Here is a 23035-nt window from a genome sequence, read left to right as displayed (position 1 = left end):
GCTTCGGCCGACAGCACGCCGCAGTGCAGCGGTACCAGCTCCGGCAGCGCGCCATAGGGCGTGGCGAACACAGGGCAGCCGAAGTACAGGCTTTCAATGATGGCCAAGCCGAAGGGCTCGTGCCAGCGCACCGGAAAAATCAGCCCGCGCGAGGCGTTGAGCAGCCCCGTCTTCTGCGTCCCGCCCACCATGCCGTGGAAGTGGATCTTGCGCGACAAGGTCCAGCGGAAGCCGCGCTTGAAGTTGATGCGGTCGCCACCCAGCACGTCGAGCTCCACGCCCGCCATCTTGGCGACCTTGATGGCGCCGCGCACGTTCTTCACGCCCCAGGCGGCCTTGCCCAGGAAGTGGTAGCGCGGGCGCGGCGATTGGAAGTCCACCGGGCCGTAGCTGTTCCAGTCCAGGCCGTTGTAGACGAACTCGGTGGAGCCATAGCGCGCCGCGTGGTCGCGCGAGAGGAATACCGTGTTCAGCGGCAGCGGCTTGGGCTTGCGCGCATTGCCGTGCTCGGTGACCAGGTAGGGCTTGGCCAGCTCGGTGCGCGGGTTGAACTGGAAGTGGGTGACATCCACATCGGCCGGGATCTGGCCTTCCCAGGGCTCGTCAGGCCGAATGGGCAGCACCTGCCCGAAGTCGCAGGTGGACCCCTCGGGCACCAGGTAGCTCACGCGGTGGCCCAGCTGGACCAGCGTCTTGCCCAGGTCCCAGATCACACGCTCGGTGCCGCCGTAGCCGTACACGGGGATGGGGGAGTTGTTGACCAGCAGGATGTGCATGAAGAATGCCTCTCGATTCAGGAGCCCATGGCACCACATAGCACGCGCAGCCCACGAAACTGGCGCGGCCCGTGCCAGGGCAGCCGAGCAAGGGCCGCCCCGCAGCGAGGGCTGCGTCCCCCTGCCCGCAGAGCACAGCTCTGCGAGAGCGGGGGGAAGGCGCGAAGCGACTCAGGGGGGTGTTCCATCTACCTACCTTCCGCAACCAATGCGCGCGCGCCGCTCGTGCAGGGCCGCCAGCAGCAGCGGACACATGAACAGGTAGAACATGTTGCCGCTGTTGTGGGCCAGGAAAACCTGCGTGAGGCCAAAGCCTATGTACGACAGCGGCAGCAGCACGCCCATGAGGCACAGCGAGAGCGATTCGCGGTCCATCTTGCCCGCGCCGTCGCGGATGCGGTGAGCCGTCGGCCAGAACATCACCAGCGGGATGCCATAGAAGGCCAGCAGCAGCAGGACGCCGGGCAACCCGCGCTTGGCGAACAGATCCAGCGCCTCGTTGTGCGCATGGCTGAATTCGAGCACGACCGGGTGCGCCAGCCCCGCGGCCACGCGGCGCGCCTTCTCAGCCTCGTAGCCGGCACGGCCCCAGCCGGTGAGCGGCCGGTCCCAGCCCATCTGCCAGGCCAGCTTCCAATGGGCCAGGCGCTGGCCCACCGAACTGCGGCCGTCACCCTGCTGCTGGTAGGTTTGCATTTCGTGCCTCGCTTCGTCCACGCGCTGCTCCACGGCAGGGACCTGCGACAAGGCGGCTGCCGCCAGCGCGATGGCACACAGGCCCCAGTACACACGCCGCTGGCCGGTGGTGCGCACCAGCAGCCAGGCGCAGACGGGCAGCAGCAGCACCAGCGCAAGCCAGCCGCCGCGCGACTGCGACAGCACCGAGCCCGTTCCACCCAACACAATGGCGGCCACCAGCAGCCACCGCTGCCACAGCACCCAGCGCTTCCACTGCACCACCAGCAGCAAGCCACTCATCACGGCCAGCAGCATGCTGAGGTTCCCGTACTGGATCGCGTTGGTAAAACCGTTGGCGCGCGGTAGCGCCAGTACCAGGGCTTGGTAGAGCCCCACCAGCCCGCTGCCCACGGCCCCCACTGCCACGCCCATCCACAGCCACGACGCACGCGGCTCGAAGGTCATGAGGTAGAAGATGCACGGCAGCGCGAGAAGGTATTTGGCGGGGCGGTCCATGCTGCCCCAGCCCCAGGCGGCCCCCACGTCCAGCAGCCACAGCGCGGCCATGCATGAGAACGCGGCCGTGAGCCACCACGCCGCCGGGGGGGCCGGGCGCCGCCACCATACCGGCGCACTCGCCAATGCCGCCAGCAGCAGCAGCACAGCACCGTAGGAATAGCCCGAGGGCAACCACAAGGCCAGCCCCGGCACCATGAATGCACCGGCGCTTGCGCAGCGCCCAAACCAGCGGTAGGACTTCATCCGCGGATCACCCGCCCGTCGAGGCCGTCCCGGTCGTAGTGCAGCGCCGCGTACCGGAAAAACCCCTCCAGCGCCACGAACAGACAGTACAGGAACCCCGCGCCGCCACACAGGAAGCCCAGGCGGAAGATGTACAACCGCACAAACATCGACGTGCCCGAGGCCAGCCCGCGCAGCACGCCGCCGCGCTTGCCGTTCTCGGCCCGCTTGGCGGCGCCCAGCATCACATATTGCGTCAGCTTCTCCAGGCTGCCGCGCACGGTGGTGCGCGAGTAGTGCAGCAGCCGGGCGCGGATCAACCGGCGCGGCACGGCGCCGCCACCGGGCTGCGGGTGCAGCTGCGCCTGCTCATGCACCACGCCCGTGAACTCATGGACCATGCTGCGCACGAACAGCCGCTCGATCTGCGACTGCGAGCGAAAGTACTTGAGTTCGTGCCCGAACGCCACCATGCGCCAGCGGATCTTCCACACGGCCCGCTCGCCCGAGCGCACGATGGCCTGCAGTTCCTGTGCAAACGCGGGTGTCATCACTTCGTCAGCATCCAGGAAGAAGATGTAGTCGCCGCGCGCATGGGCGAGCAGCCGGTTGCGCTGCACGGCAAAGCCCTGCCAGTCGGGGTGGCTGTGGACCTCGGCCCCCAGAGCTTGCGCCAGGGCGACGGTCTGGTCGGTGCTGCCGCTGTCCACCACCAGCAGCTGGTCGGCAAAGGCGGCGCTCTTCAAACAGGCTTCAATGCGGTGCGCCTCGTTGTGGGTCAGCACCGCGACGGTCAACGTGGGCGGCCGCGCGCCGCCTCCTGCAGCTGGCATCAATCAATGACCAGCGTGAACGTGTTCGCCCGCTTTGAGACGGTACACGGTGCCGCAATACGGGCACTTGGCCTCGCCCGTGCGGGCCACGTCCAGGTACACCTTGGGGTGGGTGTTCCAGATCTTCATGTCGGCCTTGGGGCTGGGGCAGAAGACGCCGCCCTGGGCGTTCAGGTCCTTGGCCAGCAGTTCAACGGTAGCTTGTGACATCGGTATTTTTCTCCTTGGCGCATCCCGCGCAGGCAATGCTTGAAACTGGCACGTTCCAGGCCTGCAGACGGCGTGGAACGGGCTCGGCCCGGCCGCTGGCGTCGTCCTCCCCCTTCCCGGCGCCGCCGAGAGAAGGGGGAAGCCGCGCAGCGGCTCAGGGGGTGGGTCACACCTTGGTCAGCCAGTGGGCGTACTTCGGATTGCGACCGTTCACGATGTCGAAGAAGGCGCTCTGGATCTTTTCGGTGATGGGGCCGCGAGAACCGGCGCCGATCTCGATGCGGTCCAGCTCGCGGATGGGCGTGACTTCAGCGGCCGTGCCGGTGAAGAAGGCTTCGTCGGCGATGTAGACCTCGTCGCGCGTGATGCGCTTTTGCACAATCTCCAGGCCCAGGTCCTTGGCGATGTGGAACACCGTGTTGCGGGTGATGCCGTTGAGCGCGCCGGCCGACAGGTCGGGCGTATAGATCACGCCGTTCTTGATCACAAAGATGTTCTCGCCCGCGCCCTCGGACACGAAGCCGGAGCTGTCGAGCAGCAGGGCCTCGTCGTAGCCGTCGTCCAGCGCTTCCATGTTCGCGAGGATGGAGTTGGTGTAGTTGCTCACCGCCTTGGCCTGCGTCATGGTGATGTTGACGTGGTGGCGCGTGTAGCTGCTGGTCTTCACGCGGATGCCGCGCTTCATGCCCTCTTCGCCCAGATACGCGCCCCAAGCCCAGGCGGCGACCATCAGATGGATCTGGTTGCCCTTGGGCGAAACGCCGAGCTTTTGCGAGCCGATCCAGGTCAATGGGCGCAGATAGCAGGATTCGAGCTTGTTTTCGCGCACGACGGTCTTCTGGGCCTCATTCACTTCCTCCTTGGTGAACGGAATCTTCATGCGCAGGATCTTGGCGCTGTTGAAGAGGCGTTCCGTGTGTTCCTCAAGGCGGAAGATGGCCGTGCCCTGGGCCGTGTTGTAGGCACGCACGCCTTCGAAGGCGCCGCAGCCGTAGTGCAGGGTGTGGGTCAGCACGTGGATCTTGGCGTCTCGCCAATCGACCATCTGGCCGTCCATCCAGATCTTGCCGTCACGGTCGGCCATCGAGGGAACTACGGGGCTCATGGGAATCCTTTGGTTGCTGTGGGTCGCAAAACCGGGATTTTACGGGGCCGCAGCAGGCCGGAATCCCGCGCACCAGGGTGCAGCGCAGCAAAGCCGCCGGATCAGGCCCTGCAATTCATGCGTCCGGGGGCGGGGTGGCGCCCTCGGCTTCGGGGCGCACCAGCGTCCATTTCACCAGCTTGCCCCGGTGGAACTCGCAAGTCACGTGCGAGCGGGTGCCATCGGTCCAACGGTAGATCTCGGGGTCGGCCCCTTCGGCGGACAACAACTCACCAAGCGCCTGCGTCATGGCCACCACATGCATCAGGTTCACCCCCGGGGCCAGCCGGGCATTGAGCATCACGGCGCTGGCCACATAGCCGATGGGGCGGTTGGCGGCCTTCTTCATCACGTTCACCAAACGGGTGAAATGCAGCAGGGCCCACATCACCAGCCCGCCGACCACGGCCGCCACACCGGGCCAGCCGTAGGCTGTGAAACCAAAACCGATCAGGGCCACTGCCCCCACAGGCACCAGGATATTGCGCAGATTCATAGGCGGGGATTGTCTTACGGCCTCGGCCGTGCGCGGCTGCGGGTATTGCGTAGAGCCCAGCCTACAACCCGCGCACCGCATCCATCGCTTCCTCCACCCGCTCCACGGCGTGAATGGTGAGGCCCTCGATGGGCTTCTTGGGCGCATTGGCCTTGGGCACCACGGCCACGCTGAAGCCCAGCTTGGCGGCCTCCTTCAGACGCTCCTGCCCGCGGGGCGCTGGGCGCACCTCGCCAGCCAGGCCCACTTCGCCGAACGCGATGAAACCCCGGGGCAAAGGCTTGCCGCGCAGGCTGGAGGTGATGGACAGCATCACGGCCAGGTCGGCGGCCGGCTCGCTGATGCGCACGCCGCCCACGGCGTTCACGAACACGTCCTGGTCCATGCAGGCCACGCCGGCATGGCGGTGCAGCACGGCGAGCAGCATGGCCAGCCGGTCCTTGTCCAGGCCCACCGACAGGCGCCGGGGGCTGGGACCGCCGCTGTCCACCAGGGCCTGGATCTCCACCAGCATGGGGCGCGTGCCCTCCAGCGTCACCATCACGCAGCTGCCGGGCACGGGCTCGCTGTGCTGGGAGAGGAAGATGGCGCTGGGGTTGCTCACGCCCTTGAGGCCCTTTTCGGTCATCGCGAACACGCCAATTTCGTTGACAGCGCCAAAGCGGTTCTTGATGGCGCGCACCAGGCGGAACTGGCTGTGCGTGTCGCCTTCGAAGTACAGCACCGTGTCCACCATGTGCTCCAGCACGCGCGGGCCGGCCAGCGCGCCTTCCTTGGTCACATGACCCACCAGGATGACGGCGATGCCCGTGCCCTTGGCCATGCGCGTGAGGTGCGCCGCGCATTCGCGCACCTGGGCGACGGAGCCCGGCGCGCTGGTGAGCTGGTCGGAGTAGGTGGTCTGGATGGAGTCGATGACGACCACGGCGGGCTGCGTGGCGTCCACCGTGGCCAGGATCTTTTCGAGCTGGATTTCGGCCAGCAGCTGCACCTGGCTGCCCTCGATGCCCAGGCGCCGCGAGCGCAGCGCCACCTGCGCACCGCTCTCTTCACCCGTCACATACAACGTGGGCAGCCCCACGCGCTGCAGCGCGTCCATGGCCTGCAGCAGCAGGGTCGATTTGCCAATGCCCGGATCGCCCCCAATGAGCACCACGCCGCCTTCCACGATGCCGCCACCCAGCACGCGGTCCAGCTCGTCGATGCCGCTGGGGGTGCGCGCCACGTCCTGGGCCTCGATGGCGGCCAGCGGCATCACGGGCTGCGCGTGGGCGATGCCCGCATAGCCTTGTGGCGCGCTCAGCCGGTTCTTGCCCGGCGCGGCCTCGGCCACCTGCTCGACCAGCGTGTTCCACGCGCCGCAGGACGGGCATTTGCCCAGCCAGCGGGGGCTGGTGCCGCCGCATTCGGTGCAGGTGAACGTGGTTTTTTCTTTGGCCATGGCGGGTATTGAAACAGTGGTGCGCAAGGAATGCCTGCATGGCCCTCGCGAGTCGGTGGTGGTGCGGACGACCGGGGCCCGCGCTATCGCCAACCGCGCGGAGTGACGCAGGCTCTCCCAGGTGGGGGAGCCGACTATAGCGACCAAGCCGGCGAGCCACCTCCAGTGCCCGTAGGATGGCGGATTTGGTCGCGCGTTTCGGAGGCTTCCCCTTGCAAACTCCCACCAACCTTTTCAAGCAATGCCTGGCCCAAGGCCACACCCAGATCGGCCTGTGGCTGGGCCTGGCCAATGCCTACAGCGCGGAACTCCTCGCCGGCACGGGCTACGACTGGCTGCTGATCGATGGCGAACATGCGCCCAACGACCTGCGCTCCATGCTGCACCAGCTGCAGGCGATCGCCAGTGCCACCAGCGCCCTGCCACCGGGCGTGCCCGCGCCGCACCCCATCGTGCGGGTGCCGGTGGGCGAGACGGCACTCATCAAGCAGGTGCTGGACCTGGGGGCGCAGACCGTGCTGGTGCCCATGGTGGACACACCTGCGCAGGCACACCAGCTGGCGCGCGCCATGCGCTATCCGCCCGACGGGGTGCGCGGCATGGGCAGCCCGCTGGCCCGTTCGTCGCGCTGGCAGGCCTATCCGCAGTATGTGCACGAGGCCAACCAGCAGGTCTGCCTGCTGGTGCAGGCCGAGACGGTACAGGCACTGCAGAACCTGGATGCGATTGCCGCCACACCCGGCGTGGACGGCGTGTTCATCGGCCCCGCCGATTTGTCCGCGTCCATGGGCCACACAGGCAACCCTGGCCACCCCGACGTGCAGGCCGCCATCCATGACGGCATCGCGCGCATCCTGCGCGCGGGCAAGGCGCCGGGCATTCTGGCCACCACCGAGTCGCAGGCGCGCCAGTGGCTGGCGGCCGGCGCGCTGTTTGTGGCCGTGGGCGTGGACACCATGCTGCTGGCCAGCGCTGCGCAGGATCTGCTGGCACGCTTTCGCATCGCGACCGACGCCGCCCCCGCCCGGCCCGCAGGCTACTGAGTCATTTTTCTTTCGGACCCAAGGACAGACATCCATGAAAGCATGTATCTACGGCGCCGGCGCCATCGGCGGCTGGCTGGGCGTGGCCCTGGCGCAGGCGGGTGACACCGTCAGCATGGTGGCGCGGGGTGACACGCTGCGCGCCCTGCAAGCCGATGGGCTGCGCATGCGGCGCGCCGATGGCACGTTGGTGCAAGTGGCCGTCACGGCCCACAGCGACCCCGCCGCACTCGGCGTGCAAGACCTCGTTGTGGTCGCCGTCAAGGCCCCAGGGCTACCCGACGTGGCCCGCGCGATGGCGCCGCTGATCGGGCCGGACACCATCGTGCTCACCGCGATGAACGGCGTGCCATGGTGGTTCCTCGACGGCTTTGGCGGCGCAGCGCAGGGGCATGCGCTCGCATCCGTGGACGCGGGCGGCGTCATTGCCAAGGCCATCCCATCGCGCAACGTGGTGGGCAGCGTGGTGCACACCAGCTGCTCGCTGGAGGCACCGGGCTTTGTCCGCCAGCACTTCGGAAACCGGCTCATCGTGGGCGAGCCGGACGGCAGCCAGAGCGCGCGCCTGCAAGCGCTGGCTGACATGCTGCAGCGCGGTGGCATCGATGTGGAGGTGAGCAGCTGCATCCAGAAGGACATCTGGTTCAAGCTCTGGGGCAACCTCACCATGAACCCCATCAGCGCGCTCACCGGCGCCACCACCGATCGCATCCTCGACGACGACCTGGTGCGGGGCTTCGTGAGCGCCGTGATGCTCGAAGCCAAGGCCATCGGCGCGAAGCTGGGCCTGCCGATCGACCAGCAGCCCGAGGACCGCCACGCTGTCACGCGCAAGCTGGGCGCGTTCAAGACCTCGATGCTGCAGGACGTGGAGGCGGGCAAGCCGCTGGAGATCGACGCGCTGGTCGGCGCGGTGCATGAGCTGGGGCAGATCACCCACACGCCCACGCCCCACACCGACGCCCTGCTGGGCCTGGTGCGCCTGATGGCGCGCACCCGGAATCTCTACTGAGAATTTTTGAACAGAATCGCCCCCAGCGCTTACCTATCAAGCGCCAATAGCTACCGAATCAATAGCAAATCAATAGCAAATCAACCATGACCACCCTCACGCTCTACTACACCCCCGGCACCTGCGCGCAGGCCGTTCGCATTGCTCTGGAAGAGGCCAGCGCGCCGTACCAGCTGGTGCGCGTGGACTTCGCAGCGGGCCAACAGCGCACACCCGAGTACCTGGCCATCAACCCCAAGGGCCGCGTGCCCGCGCTGGCCACGCCGCACGGCACCCTCACGGAAACGCCCGCCCTGCTGGCCTATGTGGCGCAAAGCTTTCCCGACGCGCGCCTGGCCCCCGCCGACCCGCACGGCTTTGCGCGCCTGCAGGAGTTTCACAGCTACCTCGCGTCCACCGTGCACATCGCCCATGCCCACCGCCCCCGCGCCGGTCGCTGGGCGGACGAGCCCGAGGCACAGGCGGCGATGCAGCGCAAGGTGCCGCAGAACATGACGGAGTGCTTCCACCTCATCGAAAGCCACTACCTGCCCCAGGCGGAACAGGGCCCTTGGGTGATGGGCGAGCAGTACACCGTCGCCGACGGCTACCTGTTCACCATCGGCACCTGGCTGCACAGCGACGGCGTGGACATTGCCCAGTTCCCGAAGGTGTTCGCGCACACGCAGCGCATGCTGCAGCGCCCCGCCGTGCAGCGCGCGCTGGCCTGACGCGTTCGGCCATCGCCATCAAAAAAAGCCCCGCAGCCAATGTGCAGGGCTTTTCCAGGGGAGACCGGTGCCAGCATCCCTTGCTACCGTTCACGCTGAGCTTGTCGAAACGCTGCGCAGGGCTCGACAAGCTCAGCCCGACGGATGGGGTGGATGAAAAACGGGGGCCCGGCGGTCGCTGAAGCGCCGCCCACCACAGTCAATTCACTTTCAAGTAGCGCCAGTCAATGCGGTTGTCCGCGCGGTGGATGATCTCCACCTTCTTCGTCCCCGCCCACGGAATCACCTGGTTGTACAGCGGGATGTGCGACACCAGCTCATGCTCCTTGATCAGCGCCTGCTCGATCAGGCTGTTGCGCGTGGTGGCATCCGTTTCCTTCTTCACACGCTCGATCAGCGCATCGAGTTGCGGGTCTGAGAAGCGGCCCAGGTTGAAGTTGCCATCCCCACCCGCGCCGGGCGAGCGCACCAGCGACTGCAGGCTGTAGAACGCGTCGAACGTGGGCACGCCCCAGCCCAGCAGGTAGATGCTGGCTTCGTTGCGCTGGATCATCGGGAAGTAGGTGGCAAACGGCAGCGAGCGCAGCTTGGCTTTGACGCCCACCTTGGCCCAGTGCGAGGTGATGGCCTGGCACAGCTGCTCGTCGTTGATATAGCGGCCCGCGCTGCAGGCAAAGTCCACCTCAAACCCGTTCGGGTAGCCCGCGTCGGCCAGCAGCTTTTGTGCGGCCTTGGGGTCGTAGGGCCAGCGCACATCGGCCTTCTTGGTCCAGCCGTTGACCTGGTTGGCGATGAGTGTGCCCGTAGGCTGGGCCAGGCCGCGCAGCACCACGCGCTGGATGGACTGGATGTCGATGGCCTGGTACAGCGCCTTGCGCACGCGCAGGTCCTTGAGCGGGTTCTTGCCCTTCACATCCGAGCCCGGCAGCTCGTCACGGAACTGGTCCAGGCCCAGGAAAATGGTGCGGTACTCCGGCCCTTCGAGCACCTGCAGGGTGGGCGTCTGCTTGATGCGTGCAAGGTCTTGCAGGCTGGGGTCGATCACAAAGTCAATCTCACCAGACAGCAGCGCCGCCGTGCGCGTGGCGTCGGCCTTGATGGGGGTGTAGATGATCTCGGTCAGGTTGGTGGGGTACTTGCCCTTGCCCCACCAGTGGGGGTTGGGCACAAGCACGACGCGCTGGTCGGGCGTCCACTGCTGGAGCTGGTAGGGGCCGGTGCCCAGCGCATTGCGGTGGGCGTACGTTTCGTCCTTCGTCTTGATGTCCTTGGGCTCGACCGACTTGTTCTTTTCGGCCCAGGCGCGGCTCATGATGCGCAGCTCGGTCAGCTGGTTCACCAGCACCGGGTTGGGCAGGTCGGAGTGGATGTCGATGGTGTAGGCATCGACCTTTTCCACGCGGTCAATGCCCTGCGTGTACACGGCGAAGTTGGACGTCTTGGCCTTGGCCCGCTCCAGCGAGAACTTGGCATCGTCGGCCGTGAACTCGCTGCCGTCGCTGAACTTCACGCCCTTGCGCAACGTCAGGCGCAGCTGCGTCGGCTTGACCAGCTTCCACTCGGTGGCGAGCGAAGGCTCGGGCTTGAAGGTCTTGCTGTTGTATTCGACCAGCGTGTCGTACACCGCGCCGTGCATGGTGTTGTTCACGCCCACGTTCTGGGTGTGGATGTCCCAGGTGGAAATATCCACCGATCGGGACCAGCGGAAGGTCTTGGCCTGCGCGGCCAGCGGGAGCGCCGTGGCCAGGGCGGCCGCGAGCAAAAGTGTCTTGAAACGCATGGGGAATCACTCCAGGTCAGTCAGTCCCCCACTATGGCGCAAGTCGCTTCTCCGTGTAACGAACTTGTCCTTCTTAGCTTAGAACCATTGCCGCCGCCAAAGCCACCATCGTGGCGGCCGTGCCCGCGTCCAGCACCCGCCACGCCCCGGGCGAGGCAAACAAGGGTGCCAGCCAGCGCGAACCAAACCCGAGGGCCAGGAACCACAGGGCGCTGGCCAGCGAGCCCCCGGCGGCAAAGGTGGCCCGGCCCCAGGTGGGATACGGGGTGGCCATGGTGCCCAGCAGCAGCACGGTGTCCAGGTACACATGCGGGTTCAGCCAGGTCAGCGCCAGCACCGTGAGCACGGTGGTGCGCACGCTCGCCCCCGGCCCGTTGGCGGACACGAGCAACTGGCCGGGCTTGAGCGCGCGGCTGGCGGCCTGCACGGCGTAAGCGGCCAGGAAGAGCGCCCCCGCCCAACGCATGAACAGCGCCCACTCGGGCCGTGCCAGCAGCACCCCGCCCATGCCCCACACCCCCGCCTGCAACAGCACCGCATCGGACAGCGCGCACACCAGCACCACCGGCAGCACGTGCTCGCGCCGCAGGCCCTGGCGCAGCACGAAGGCGTTCTGCGCGCCAATGGCCATGATCAAGATGGCCGTCGAAGTGAATCCGTGGAGAAAGGCTGTGGAACTCATGGGCGTGGATTGTGGGGATCGCGGGCAGGTGACGCCAGCTATACTTTTTAACGATCCGTCAGAATGGCTTACGCCACATGCACCTTGACTCTGCCCAGCTCCACGCTTTTGCTACCGTCATTGATGAGGGCAGCTTCGAGCGCGCGGCTGCCGTGCTGCACGTCACCCGCTCGGCGGTTTCGCAGCGTGTGAAGCTGCTCGAAGAACGCGTGGGCCAGGTGCTGGTGCGCCGCGCCACGCCCTGCACACCCACCGAAGCCGGGCAGGCGCTGTACCGGCATGCACGCGAAGTGGCACTGAGCGAGTCCGACGCGCTGGCCACCATTGGCGGTGGGCAGCACACGTCCACGCGCCTGGCCATTGGCGTCAATGCCGACTCGCTGGCCACCTGGTTCCCGCACGCCATGGCACGCGCCGCGCAGGACCAGAACATCACCTTCGACATCCACGTGGAGGACCAGGACCATTCAGCCAACCTGCTGCGCGAAGGCCGCGTGATGGCCGCCGTGACGGCCGACCCGCAACCCGTGCAGGGCTGCAAGGTGCTCCCGCTGGGCACGCTGCGCTACCGGGCGCTGGCCCGCCCCGCGTTCATGCAGCGCTACTTTGCTCAAGGGGTAACCGCTGCTGCGCTGGCAACGGCGCCCATGCTGGTGTTCAACCGCAAGGATGCGCTGCAGGCCAGGTTCGTGGGGCGCATCACGCGCCGCAAACTCACGCCGCCCGTGCACTGGCTGCCCGAGGCGCACGCGTTTGTCATGGCCACCCGGGCCGGGCTGGGCTGGGGCATGACGCCCGACCCGATGGTGCAGCACGACCTGGAGGCTGGCACGCTGGTCGAGCTGATTCCGGGCAAGCCGGTGGATGTGCCGCTGTACTGGCAATCCTGGCGGCTGAACGTGCAGGCGCTGCACCACATGACCGACGCAGTGCAGCAGGCGGCGGGGCTTACCCTGCTGCGCTGAGTAGTCCAGTGAACCTGAAAAATCGACGGTACGCCGGGGCTCCAAGGGGTGCGGGGCGAGGCGCAGGCCGCAGTCAAGGCTGGCCGCCTTGACAAGGACTGCAACGCTGCACTGCGACTCGTGGGGCCCCAGCCCTTTGGGTGAGTGCCTAGCCGCCCCGCATGCGTCGTTGCCGTGCTCGCCGGGTATACAACCCGGCTGCGCCCGCCGCCTAGCATGCGGGGCGGCTAGGTACTCACGTACCGCCGATTTCTCAGGTTCACTGGACTAAGTCTTCGTGGTGATCGGCGGCGCCGCGCTTCCAGTAGGCAGAGATGCGCATGCGCTTGGCGTCCACACCCGGCTTGGCGAGCATGGCGCGGCGCACGGCGGCCATCTCGCTGTGTTCGCCAGCTGCCCAGACAAACCCGGCGCCGGTTGGCAGCGCCAGCGCTTCCACGGCGCCGGGCAGCGCGCTCACCCATTGCAGATCCACCTGCGCCGCACTCGCCAACACCCGCTGGTCGGCCGGGTTGCCCAGCTGGATGCGCACGGTGGCCACCGCGCTGGCGGGCAGCTCGGCCAGGCGGCGGGCGATGGCGGGCAGCGCGGTTTCGTCGCCCAGCAGCCAGTGCCATTTAAACCCGGTGGGCACCACCATGCTGCCGCGCGGCCCGGCAATGCCCACCCACTGGCCGACGGCGGCGCTGGCGGCCCAGTCAGTGGCGGGGCCTGCGTCGTGCAGGGCGACTTCGATGTCCAGCTCGCCCGTGGCGGCGTCATAACGTGCGGGGGTGTAGTCACGCAGCACGGGGCGCGGATCGGGGAAAACCGGGCGCCCGTCCTGCAGGGACGGCAGCGAGGGGCGCTCCTGGCCCGGCTGGGGCAGGATGAGCTTGAGATGGTCGTCAAACCCCGCGCTCACAAACCCGGCCAGCTCGGGCCCGGCCAGGGTCAGCCGCACGAAACCGGGGCTGACGGCGGTGCGCCGCACCACCTGGAGGTGGCGGGCTCGCAAGGGGTGGCGGACGCGTTCGACGGCAAGGTGTGCGGCGTCAACCGGGGGAGTGGCGGTAGGCAGAGGTGCGTTCATGGCTTAAAATGTTGATTTAATCAACCAATGATCTGCGCATTGGTTGATTTTGTCAACCACATATCGCCATGACCACCCACGCACCCGCCGATGTCTTTGAAGCCATGCACGACCTGCTGCATGTCTACCGGGCGCACATGGTGCGCACCATGGCCGCCATCCACCCCGACCTGACGCACAACGAAGTGCGGGCGCTGATGTTCGTTGGCCGCCACCCCGGCACCACGCAGCGCGAACTGGTGTCGCACAGCGGCGCCGACAAGGCGCAGGTGGCGCGCATGGTGGCAATGCTTCAGGACAAAGGCTGGCTGGAAAGCGCACCGAATGCCGAGGACAAACGCAGCCGCTGCCTGCGCCTGAGCGCCCAAGGAATGGCCCTGCACGGAGCGTTGCGGAATGCCCGCCGGGATGTGGCCGCCTCGCTGCTGGCTGGCTGCGGCAAGGCTACCCAGGCCCAGTTGCTCGCCCTGCTGGCGCAGGTGCGCAGCCATGTGGAGGCGGCTGGCAAAGCGGAATAGCCACCCGGAACTTGTTACGACCAGCCTCCAGTGCTTATTACGACAGCGCATGCAGCTATTAAAACAATAGCAAATTCAAATCCAGTGGGCGCGGCTGGCCCTCGGAATCACAGGGCACCCTGTATCACCCGCACCGCCTGGGGCAGCGATTGCACGCCGGGCAGGAAATGGTCGATGGTGGCGCCCAGCACCACGGCGCAGACCAGGGCACCCAGCAGCGGCTTCCAGGTCAGGCGCACGGCGGCCGAGAGCCAGCCCTCGCGCTCCACGCCCACGGCGGCGCGCGCCGTAGCCACCGAGAAGGCGATCTCCACCGCCACCGTGAGCAGCACGTCCCATCCAAAGAACAGCATGGCCAGCGAGCCCGCGCCAAAGATGATCGCCGCGCCGATGAGAAAAATTGCCACGACCGGCACCACCACCACAGCGCCTTCGTCCGAGCCGCCAATGGCGTCGACCGCACCACCGGCCAGGTCGCCCAGCACGCTGGCATCGCTGCTGGAGCCTCCGCTGGAGAGCCCCTGCGTCCACGCACCGCCAAAGTCACCGGATGCGCCGCCGCCGCCAAAATCACCGCCGCCCGTGCGCGGCAGCGGCACCTGGCCACCGCCGCCAGACGAAGAACCACTGGGCCAGGACACATCGGGCACATCCAGGCTGCTGCCATCGCCCCCTGTGTCCCGGTCCGACCGTAACAACCGTGCCGCCCAGGCCCGCAGCACCAGCAGGTACCCCAGGTAGCCGACCGAGAGGGTCACGAAATACCGCAGCGCCAGCGACTCCACCCCGAGCAGCATCTGCACATGCGAGGTGCACCACATCAGCAGCAACGTGAAGCTGCCGATCAGCAGCCCATGCCAGCGCAGGCTGTAGCGCTGCTGCAGGGTGCGCGCCACCGTGCCGTGGTGCGGCATGCGCACGGAGCGCCAGGTGGAGGTCTTCTTCTTGCTGGAGTTGCTGTTGCTGTTGCTCTTGCTGTTGCGGTCGCTGCGGGAAGTGGCCATGGAGGGAACGCCTGCGGTGGAATGAGGATTGCAGCCGACCGTCCAGGGAACCTCGGCACGAACCACCGCGCCGTGGGCATCTGCGGACTCAGGCGGTCTGCGGCGTTGCAAATACTCGCAATAGCTACGGCTATTGCTGCGTTTTGCGCCTTGCAGTCATCCCGATCCGCAGTGCCCACTTGCCGCTCGATTCGTGCTGAGGTCCCCTAGCGTGCCGACGCGGCGCCATTTCACACCAATTTGCCGCGCGGGGGCTGCACGCCGCCCCGCCGGATGTGAACTTGTCGATGGATCAGCCGATGCCGTCCACCGAAACCGGCACCCGCTGGGCCAGGGCGGTGAGCAACTCCCAGCTCACGGTGCCTGCGGCGCTGGCCACCTCGTCCACGCCCAGGACCGTGCCGTTGCTGGCCTGTCCCCACAGCGTGACCTCGCTGCCAAAGCCCACGGGCACACCCGCCTGCTGCAGCGGCGTGAGATCCACCGTGATCATGTCCATGCTCACCCGCCCCACCAGGCGCGTGCGCACGCCATTGACCAGCACCGGGGTGCCGGTGTCGCAATGGCGCGGGTAGCCGTCGGCATAGCCGCAGGCCGCCACGCCGATGGAAAGCGGCCCTTCGGCCGTGAAGCGCGACCCATAGCCCACGGTGTCGCCCGCCTGCAGCTGCTGTGTGGCGATGAGGCGGGTGGCAAGCGTCATGGTGGGGCGCATGTCCCAATGGCGGGCATCATGCTCCGGGTAGTCTGGGGCGCTGCCGTACAGCGCGATGCCGGCGCGCACCCAGTCGGCGCGCACGCGCGCGTCCGCCGCATGGCGCAGGGTGGCGGCGCTGTTGCTCAGCGTGCGCTCGCCCGGCAAATCCTGGGCGGCGGTGTTGAAAACGTCCAGCTGGTGGGCGACGCCCCGGGGGCCATCGGCATCACTGAAGTGGGTCATGAACGAGATCTCGTCCACCTGCGGCAATGCGTTGAGCCGCGCCCACGCCGCGCGAAAGCGCTGGGGCGCAAACCCGAGGCGGTTCATGCCCGAGTTCATCTTGAGGAACACACGGTGCGGCACTTGCGTCTTGTGGGCGGCCAGCATGTCGATCTGCTCGTCGCAATGCACCGCATGCCACAGGCCCAGGCGCGAGCACAGCTCCAGGTCCCGCGGTTCGAACACGCCCTCGAGCAGCAGGATGGGCCCGCGCCAGCCCAGGTGGCGCACGCGCTCGGCCTCAGCCAGGTCCAGGAGCGCAAAGCCGTCGGCGCCGCGCAGGCCTTCGTATGCGCGCTCGATGCCATGGCCGTATGCATTGGCCTTGACCACGGCCCAGACCTTGGCGTCGGGCGCCGCCTGCCGGACGCGATTCAGGTTGTGGTGCAGGGCGGCGGTGTGGATGGTGGCGGCGATGGGACGGGGCATGGGAAGGGCCAGTTGGGCAGGGATTTACCGGGGAATACGCGCAGGATTCTGGCACCGCGGCCGTTTATCCGCGTGATATAACCGTCCGTCACTTGCCAGGGTCCCCACATTTAACAGGGCATCAGCCGAACTGATGCAGCCACAGCCATTCGATGAAGCGCGGTTTCTACACCATCATGTCGGCGCAGTTTTTCAGCTCGCTGGCCGACAACGCACTCTTCGTCGCCGCCGTGGAACTCCTGCGCTCAGAGGGCGCCCCCGAGTGGCAGCGCGCGGCGCTGGTGCCCATGTTCGCGCTGTTCTATGTGGTGCTGGCGCCCTTCGTGGGCGCTTTTGCCGACGCGTTGCCCAAGGGCAAGGTCATGTTCGTGAGCAACGCCATCAAGGTGGTGGGCTGCCTGATGATGCTGTTCGGCTCGCACCCCCTGATTGCCTACGCGGTGGTGGGGCTGGGCGCTGCGGCCTACTCGCCGGCCAAGTACGGCATCCTGACCGAATTGCTTCCGGCCTCCCAGCTGGTCAAGGCCAATGGCTGGATCGAGGGGCTCACCATCGCGTCCATCATCCTCGGCGTTCTGTTTGGCGGGCAGCTGGTGGGCCAGCACCTGTCCGGCATGCTGCTGGGCTTTGACTTCCCGTTGCTCGACACGGGTGTGGACACCCCTGCCGAATCGGCCATCGCCGCGCTGATCGCGGTGTATGCGCTGGCCGCCTGGTTCAACACGCGGATTCCGCACACCGGCGTGGAGATGCGCCCCCTGCGCGCGGACCCGGCCCGGGGCGTGCTGTCGAACGCGCTGAGCCTGCTGCCCGACTTCTGGGCCTGCAACGGCCGCCTGTGGCGCGACAAGCTGGGGCAGATTTCGCTGTCCACCACCACCCTGTTCTGGGGCGCGGGCGGCAACCTGAAATTCATCGTGCTGGCCTGGGCCGCGGTGGCGCTGGGCTACAACACCACGCAGGCGTCTGCCCTGACGGGCGTGGTGGCGATCGGCACGGCCGTGGGCGCGGTGGTGGCTTCCATGCGCATGCGCCTGGACATGGCCACCAAAGTAATCCCGCTGGGCATCGCCATGGGGCTGCTGCTGATCCTGATGGTGTTCATCAGCAACATCTGGGTGGCCATTCCGTTTCTCATCGTGCTGGGCGGCCTGGGCGGCTACCTGGTGGTGCCCATGAATGCACTGCTGCAGCACCGGGGCCACAACCTGATGGGCGCGGGCCGCTCGATTGCCGTGCAGAACTTCAACGAACAGGCCTGCATCCTGGCGCTGGGGGCGTTCTACAGCTTGTCGCTCAAGCTGGGGCTGTCGGTATTCGGCGCGATCACGGCCTTCGGCCTCGTGGTGGCGGGCGTGATGTGGCTGATCCAGCGCTGGCACCAGAACAACTGCGCGCATTACCGCGAAGAGGTGGAGCACCTGCTGCACATCGCGCGGCACGACACGCATCACTGATAGCCCCCCTGAGCGGCTACGCCGCTTCCCCCGGAGGGGGACGCACCCCTGTGGCCTGGCAGAGCCAGTTCCACGGTATTCCCGGAAGCCCCTGAGCGGCTGCGCCGCTTCCCCCGGAGGGGGACGCACCCAGTGGCCTGGCAGAGCCAGTTCCACGGGTGCACTGGCGGGGAAAGCGTGCCAGTTTTTGGCGCCGCGTCACTTGGCGCAGATTGCTACATAATCTATAGCTTCTGGCGCTTATCTATCAAGCACTAGAGCCTATTTTCACTCTCAATGCATTCACCCCTGCCCTTCGCTGCCCTGCTGTTCAACGCTTTCGTCTGGGGCTTGGCGTGGTGGCCGTTTCAGCGCATGCACCAGGCGGGGCTGCATCCGCTGTGGGCCACGGCGTCGATGTACGCCGTGGTGCTGGTGGCGCTGCTGGCCTGGCGGCCGGGCATCTTGCAGCAGGTGCGCGCGCACCCGCAGCTGTGGCTGCTGGCGCTGGCCTCGGGGCTGAACAATGTGGCTTTCAACTGGGCCGTGACCATTGGCGACGTGGTGCGCGTGATCCTGTTGTTCTATCTGATGCCGGCCTGGGCGGTGCTGCTGGCCTGGAAGGTACTGGGCGAGCGGCCCACGGCATCGGCGCTGCTGCGGCTGGGGCTGGCCTTCACGGGGGTGGTGCTGGTGCTGCTGCCGGAAGGGGCGCCCGCATCGCGTCTGCTGCAGAGCCTGTCGCTGGCGGACGGGCTGGCGTTGCTGGGCGGCTTCATGTTCGCGCTCACCAACGTCACGCTGCGGCGCCTGCACGCCGTTCCTGGACCCGCGCGCATGTTCACCATGTTTGGCGGCTGCATGCTGATGGCGCTGGGCGTGGCCTGCGTGGGGCTGCAGGTGGGCGTGGTGGAACCGTTCCCGGCCGTGAACGCCACCTGGCTCACCACCGGTCTTCTGCTGGCCGGCGTGCTGATGCTGGGCAACTGGGCGCTGCAGTTCGGCGCCGCCCGCCTGGCGGCGGGCACCACGGCGCTGGTGATGCTGTCGGAGGTGATGTTCGCCAGCGTGTCTTCAGCCCTGCTGGGCGCCGCCACGCTCACGCCCCGCACCGTGCTGGGCGGCGCGCTGATCCTGCTGGCCTCCCTGCTCGCAGCGCTGCAGTTCCGCCGCCCCAGCGCCACGGCCCATGGATAGAGTTTGCACGCCCCGCAAGATCCGGGGCTACCATGGCCCGTCATCCCCACCCCCCGGAGGTTCCGCATGCCCACCAGCGTCTACGACTTTGAAGCCCAGCAGATGAACGGCAAGACCGTGCCCCTGTCGCAATACCAGGGCAAGGTGCTGCTCATCGTGAACACCGCCAGCGCCTGCGGCTTCACACCCCAGTTCGGCGGGCTGGAAGAGCTGCACCAACAGTACGCCGACAAGGGCCTGGTGGTGCTGGGCTTCCCCTGCAACCAGTTTGGCAACCAGGACCCCGGCAGCAATGACGAGATCGCCAGCTTCTGCCAGCTCAACTACGGCGTGAGCTTCCCGATGATGGCCAAGATCGACGTGAACGGTGCCAACGCCTCGCCCCTGTACCAGTGGCTGGCCGCCGAGGCGCCCGGCCTGCTGGGTAGCAAGGCCATCAAATGGAACTTCACCAAGTTCCTGGTCGGCAAAGACGGCCGCGTGATCCGCCGCTATGCGCCGCAGGATGCGCCGAAGAAGCTGGCGGGGGATATCGAGGCGGCGCTGGCCGCCTGAATCACTGACCTGTTCAGTCTGCGGCAGCCGCCAGGGTGGGTGGCCACCGGCACAACACCCGCTCCCGGCCCGTGGCAGGATGGGTATCGACCAGCTCCTCCACCAGGCCATGGCGCGCGTAAAACCGCCGGGCGCCGTGGTTGCCGGTGGCCACATGCAGGGTCCAGCCACCCGGGCACAGGCGATGCACCTGACGCAGCAGTTCGCCCCCCACGCCCTGGCCCTGCATGCAGGGATCCACGAACAGCTGGTGCAGGTAAGCGCGGGCCACATCCAGCACCAGGAACGCTGTGACCTCTGCCCCAGCGGCGCCCACCAGCGCCACACAGGGTGGGCCGAACTCCGCACGGACCCTTGCTTCCCAATGGTCGGGCGGTGCCACCGATGCCGCAGAAGGATTGGCGGAGCACCAGGCCCGGCGCCAGACACGGGCCACGCTGGCGCAGTCCGCATCGGTCGCGGGCCGCAGCAAGGGCGGATAGACAGAAGCAGGTACGCGGGGCGGCATGGCGGGTATTGTCAGCGCGCCGGCGGCAGCGCCCGTGCGCGCGATCCCGCCCTGACGGTCGCCCCCACTCGGGCGCCTGGCAACCCGAACAGGGGCCGCAGCCACCCCACACGCCGCACCACCGCCGTCAGCCCCCAGCACAGCCCCACCGTCCCGCCCACCAGGGCCAGCGGCTCCACCACCGGGCCCAGCTGCGCGGGCGCCAGCCGCACCGCCAGCACGATGATGGCCGTCTGGTGCAGCAGGTACCAGGGGTAGACCGATTCGTTGGCCCAGCGCAGCCAGGGCCAGGGCCGGTTGAGGCGATGGTGGGCCCAGCCCAGGATGGCGAGCAGGGCCGTCCACAGGTACACGTCCGCCAGCACGTGCAGGGGCACGCGCGCAGCGCGCAGGCCATGCTGCTGTGCCCAATCCCGCAGTGCGAGGTACAGCACCAGCAGCCCCAACGCGAGGCCGAGGGTACGCCATCGCAGGCGCACGAGTTCGGACCACAGGCCTGCATCCAGCCCGATCCAGTAGCCATAGACAAACACCGTGAAGTACACGGTATGCAGCCATCCATCGTGGATCAGGTCGTGGGTGGGTGGAAAACTCGGCCACAGCAGCGCCGAGTACAACGCCAGCGGCAGCACGGGCCACAGCACCAGCGCGTTGCCCCTCAACTGGGTGAAGGCATGGCGCACCCGCTGGCCGGCGGCGGATTCGGCCAAGGGCAGCAGGGCCACCAGCACCACGGTGTAGACCCATAGGTAGGCCAGGTACCACAGGTGGTTCCAGGTGATGCCTGCCTCCCAGCCATCGAACGCCCCCGCCGGCCAGGTGCTGCCGGCGTAGTAGCGGCGCAGGAAGTCGCCGAAGCCCGGCGCGATGAGCCCATTGGCGACGCCCTGCGCATAAGGCTGGTAGGGCACGACGATGGCCATGCCAAAAGCCAGCGGCACCAGCAGGCGCCAGCTGCGCAGCACCACCAGCCTGGGCACCGTCTGCCCTTGCCGCACGAACCCGAAGGCCAGGCCGGACACCAGGAACACCAAGTCCATGCGCCAGAGGTTGAGCGCCCGCATGGGCGCCTGCAGCCATTCCGCCGCGTGGGGGCTCTTGAGGTGCCAGTGCCAGTCGGCCACGTAGTACATCGCCACGTGGTAGATGATGACCAGGGCAAAGGCCAGCGCCCGCAGCGCGTCGATGTCATGGCGGCGGTCAGGGGCGGGGACGCAGGACGGTGCAGACATGGCAGACGGCGGACGGGTGGATACGGCGGGGCAAATGCTGCCTTCCCAACCCGTGGCGCGGCGCCCCGGCGGGACGGCACGGGGCGCCCGTGGGACCAGCGGCGGGCGGTGGGGACGAAAAGAAGCGCCCCCCGCGCCAAAGGGGGTCCCGCAGCTCCCGCCCCTGCCTACACTTGGCCCCCATGACCGCCCCCGCGCCCGCCTGGATCGACCGCTACCCCCACGACCGCGCCCTGCGGCGGCGCACGGAGGTCGGCTTCTGGGCCGTGGTGCTGCTGGTACAGGCGTCCTTCAACACGGTGGTGACCTGGATCGAACTGCGCAGCGCCGGCCGGGTCGTGGCCGCGTGGGAGCCCCTGCTGTGGGAACTGACGAGCGCGCTGGTGGTGGCTGCGCTGATCCCGGCCGTGGCGGCCTTCGAGCGGCGCTTTGTGCTGCGCTGGGGCACGCTGCGGCGCCATCTGCCCTGGCATGTGCTGGGCAGCGTGGCCTACTGCACCGTGCACCTGGCGGGCATGTGGGCGCTGCGCCATGCAGGCTACGCGGCCCTGGGCGAGCGCTACCAGCCGCCCGGCTGGTGGGCGCAATGGGGCTATGAGTATTTGAAGGATGTGCGCAGCTACGCGCTCACGGTGAGTGCGCTGGTCAGCTACCGCTTTTTTCTGCTGCGCCTGCAGGGAGAGGCGCGCGTGCTGGACGCCCCCGATCCGCCTTCGCCGCAAGCACGGGCGGGGCCGGAGCCCCGCACCGCGCCCGCAGCCCCGGCATCAGCGCCCCAAACCCCCGCCGCCCTGCCGCAGCAGCGTCCCGAACGCTTCCTGGTGCGCAAGCTACGCCGGGAGTTCCTGATCGCGGCGGGCGACATCGCCTGGCTGCAGGCCCAGGCCAACTACGTCGGCCTGCACGTGAACGGACACGACTACCTGCTGCGCTCCACGCTCACGGACTTCCTGACCCAGCTCGACCCCGCGCGATTCGTGCGCGTGCACCGCAGCTACGCAGTCAACCTGGACGCCATCGCGGTGATCGAGCCGCTGGACAGCGGGGACGCGCGCCTGGTGATGAAGGATGGGAGCAGCGTGCCGTGCAGCCGGCGCTATCGGCCAGCCCTCACCGGCACCGTGGCGCTGGCAACATGCCCGCCGTGAAAGCATGCATTCCCGCGCGCCCCGGCCGTGCCTGACTCAACAGCGCCGCCGCAACACCGGCAGCGCGCCCCAGGCCAACAATCCGGCCAGCGCCGCGAGAGCCAATTCACTCGTCGCGGGCACGCCCACCGGTGCCCCCCCGGCCACAAACACGACCGAATCCGCGGTGGGACCGGCGCCGAACGTCCAGGTGTATGTGCCGGGAGTGACCCCCATGGCCGCCAGCGTGGTGCCCGGGAACTGGCTGGCACCGGACAGGGGCGCCCCCGAGACATACCCGACGGGCAGGTAGAGCTCTCCCAACACCCCCACCATGTAGACGTTATCCCCCGTACTGCTGCCTGTGCCCTGGAGGAGGCCGCCGGGTCCGAAGCTGGCGGGGCCCGTCAACCCCGCATGGCGGATGGCGACTCCGGCACCAGTACAAAACTGCGCCGCGCTCGGAT

24 protein-coding genes are annotated in these 23035 nt (G+C 67.8%); 9 read left to right on the top strand and 15 right to left on the bottom strand.

What is annotated here, in order from left to right; all coding sequences use genetic code 11:
* The 7 genes from MRY84_RS16365 to radA all read right to left on the bottom strand — a co-directional run.
* On the bottom strand, nt 1-776 hold a 776-nt coding region (locus MRY84_RS16365), incomplete at its 3' end, for a glycosyltransferase (RefSeq protein WP_291506767.1).
* Nucleotides 777-968: 192 nt separating this feature from the next.
* Nucleotides 969-2216, bottom strand: coding sequence for an O-antigen ligase family protein (locus MRY84_RS16360; RefSeq protein WP_291506766.1), 1248 nt, complete (start codon nt 2214-2216; stop codon nt 969-971).
* Entirely contained in the window at nt 2213-3028 is an 816-nt protein-coding gene (locus MRY84_RS16355) for a glycosyltransferase family 2 protein (RefSeq protein ID WP_291506765.1), read from the bottom strand. The genes MRY84_RS16360 and MRY84_RS16355 overlap by 4 nt, the downstream gene beginning before the upstream one ends.
* 3 nt (nt 3029-3031) lie before the next feature.
* The gene (locus MRY84_RS16350; protein ID WP_291506764.1) at nt 3032-3238 is read right to left on the bottom strand and encodes a zinc-finger domain-containing protein; all 207 of its coding nucleotides are present in this window, start codon (nt 3236-3238) and stop codon (nt 3032-3034) included.
* 166 nt (nt 3239-3404) lie between these two features.
* A complete protein-coding gene (locus MRY84_RS16345) occupies nt 3405-4343 on the bottom strand; it encodes a branched-chain amino acid transaminase (RefSeq protein WP_291506763.1) in 939 nt (312 codons plus the stop codon).
* A 115-nt stretch (nt 4344-4458) separates the two neighbouring features.
* The gene (locus tag MRY84_RS16340) at nt 4459-4878 is read right to left on the bottom strand and encodes a glycerate kinase (RefSeq protein WP_291506762.1); all 420 of its coding nucleotides are present in this window, start codon (nt 4876-4878) and stop codon (nt 4459-4461) included.
* Nucleotides 4879-4939: 61 nt separating this feature from the next.
* Nucleotides 4940-6319 (bottom strand): DNA repair protein RadA, encoded by a 1380-nt coding sequence (radA, locus tag MRY84_RS16335; RefSeq protein ID WP_291506761.1) that lies wholly within the window; start codon nt 6317-6319, stop codon nt 4940-4942.
* A gap of 212 nt (nt 6320-6531) precedes the next feature.
* Here radA and MRY84_RS16330 point away from each other — a divergent pair, with 212 nt between their 5' ends.
* From MRY84_RS16330 to MRY84_RS16320, 3 genes are all read left to right on the top strand, one after another.
* Nucleotides 6532-7362 carry an HpcH/HpaI aldolase/citrate lyase family protein gene (locus MRY84_RS16330; RefSeq protein WP_291506760.1) on the top strand — a complete coding sequence of 277 codons (831 nt, stop codon included), beginning with the start codon at nt 6532-6534 and terminating at the stop codon, nt 7360-7362.
* 34 nt (nt 7363-7396) lie between these two features.
* A complete protein-coding gene (locus MRY84_RS16325) occupies nt 7397-8374 on the top strand; it encodes a 2-dehydropantoate 2-reductase (protein ID WP_291506759.1) in 978 nt (325 codons plus the stop codon).
* Between the two features lie 86 nt (nt 8375-8460).
* Nucleotides 8461-9084 (top strand): glutathione S-transferase family protein, encoded by a 624-nt coding sequence (locus MRY84_RS16320; protein WP_291506758.1) that lies wholly within the window; start codon nt 8461-8463, stop codon nt 9082-9084.
* Between the two features lie 199 nt (nt 9085-9283).
* Here the strand turns inward: MRY84_RS16320 and MRY84_RS16315 are convergent, their stop codons facing one another.
* On the bottom strand, nt 9284-10864 hold the full coding sequence (locus MRY84_RS16315) for an ABC transporter substrate-binding protein (RefSeq protein ID WP_291506757.1): 1581 nt from the start codon (nt 10862-10864) through the stop codon (nt 9284-9286).
* A gap of 73 nt (nt 10865-10937) precedes the next feature.
* Entirely contained in the window at nt 10938-11546 is a 609-nt protein-coding gene (locus MRY84_RS16310) for a LysE/ArgO family amino acid transporter (protein ID WP_291506756.1), read from the bottom strand.
* Nucleotides 11547-11623: 77 nt separating this feature from the next.
* On the opposite strand from MRY84_RS16310, the gene MRY84_RS16305 reads away from it, so the two are divergent.
* On the top strand, nt 11624-12511 hold the full coding sequence (locus MRY84_RS16305) for a LysR family transcriptional regulator ArgP (RefSeq protein ID WP_291506755.1): 888 nt from the start codon (nt 11624-11626) through the stop codon (nt 12509-12511).
* Between the two features lie 259 nt (nt 12512-12770).
* Here the strand turns inward: MRY84_RS16305 and MRY84_RS16300 are convergent, their stop codons facing one another.
* Entirely contained in the window at nt 12771-13583 is an 813-nt protein-coding gene (locus tag MRY84_RS16300; protein ID WP_291506754.1) for a siderophore-interacting protein, read from the bottom strand.
* Between the two features lie 68 nt (nt 13584-13651).
* On the opposite strand from MRY84_RS16300, the gene MRY84_RS16295 reads away from it, so the two are divergent.
* Nucleotides 13652-14101, top strand: coding sequence for a MarR family transcriptional regulator (locus tag MRY84_RS16295; RefSeq protein WP_291506753.1), 450 nt, complete (start codon nt 13652-13654; stop codon nt 14099-14101).
* A gap of 107 nt (nt 14102-14208) precedes the next feature.
* Here the strand turns inward: MRY84_RS16295 and MRY84_RS16290 are convergent, their stop codons facing one another.
* Together MRY84_RS16290 and alr are read right to left on the bottom strand one after the other, a co-directional pair.
* Entirely contained in the window at nt 14209-15105 is an 897-nt protein-coding gene (locus MRY84_RS16290) for a hypothetical protein (protein WP_291506752.1), read from the bottom strand.
* 292 nt (nt 15106-15397) lie between these two features.
* Nucleotides 15398-16513 (bottom strand): alanine racemase, encoded by a 1116-nt coding sequence (alr, locus tag MRY84_RS16285; protein ID WP_291506751.1) that lies wholly within the window; start codon nt 16511-16513, stop codon nt 15398-15400.
* A 152-nt stretch (nt 16514-16665) separates the two neighbouring features.
* On the opposite strand from alr, the gene lplT reads away from it, so the two are divergent.
* From lplT to MRY84_RS16270, 3 genes are all read left to right on the top strand, one after another.
* Entirely contained in the window at nt 16666-17970 is a 1305-nt protein-coding gene (gene lplT / locus MRY84_RS16280) for a lysophospholipid transporter LplT (protein ID WP_291506750.1), read from the top strand.
* 276 nt (nt 17971-18246) lie between these two features.
* Complete coding sequence (locus MRY84_RS16275) at nt 18247-19146, top strand: DMT family transporter (protein ID WP_291506749.1); 900 nt, start codon at nt 18247-18249, stop codon at nt 19144-19146.
* A 66-nt stretch (nt 19147-19212) separates the two neighbouring features.
* Nucleotides 19213-19701 (top strand): glutathione peroxidase, encoded by a 489-nt coding sequence (locus tag MRY84_RS16270; protein ID WP_291506748.1) that lies wholly within the window; start codon nt 19213-19215, stop codon nt 19699-19701.
* A gap of 13 nt (nt 19702-19714) precedes the next feature.
* Here MRY84_RS16270 and MRY84_RS16265 read toward each other — a convergent pair whose 3' ends face one another.
* Together MRY84_RS16265 and MRY84_RS16260 are read right to left on the bottom strand one after the other, a co-directional pair.
* The gene (locus MRY84_RS16265) at nt 19715-20209 is read right to left on the bottom strand and encodes a GNAT family N-acetyltransferase (protein ID WP_291506747.1); all 495 of its coding nucleotides are present in this window, start codon (nt 20207-20209) and stop codon (nt 19715-19717) included.
* 11 nt (nt 20210-20220) lie between these two features.
* On the bottom strand, nt 20221-21441 hold the full coding sequence (locus MRY84_RS16260; protein ID WP_291506746.1) for an acyltransferase family protein: 1221 nt from the start codon (nt 21439-21441) through the stop codon (nt 20221-20223).
* 182 nt (nt 21442-21623) lie between these two features.
* Here MRY84_RS16260 and MRY84_RS16255 point away from each other — a divergent pair, with 182 nt between their 5' ends.
* Nucleotides 21624-22589: a LytTR family DNA-binding domain-containing protein gene (locus MRY84_RS16255; protein ID WP_291506745.1), complete on the top strand. Its 966-nt coding sequence runs from the start codon at nt 21624-21626 to the stop codon at nt 22587-22589.
* Between the two features lie 36 nt (nt 22590-22625).
* Here the strand turns inward: MRY84_RS16255 and MRY84_RS16250 are convergent.
* A partial coding sequence (locus MRY84_RS16250) for an IPTL-CTERM sorting domain-containing protein (RefSeq protein WP_291506744.1) occupies nt 22626-23035 on the bottom strand: 410 nt, incomplete at its 5' end.

This window comes from Acidovorax sp. (genome assembly GCF_022763525.1).
Lineage (GTDB): Bacteria > Pseudomonadota > Gammaproteobacteria > Burkholderiales > Burkholderiaceae_C > Acidovorax.
Note: the sequence above shows the minus strand (reverse complement) of the source record. Positions and strands in the feature narration are given on the sequence as shown.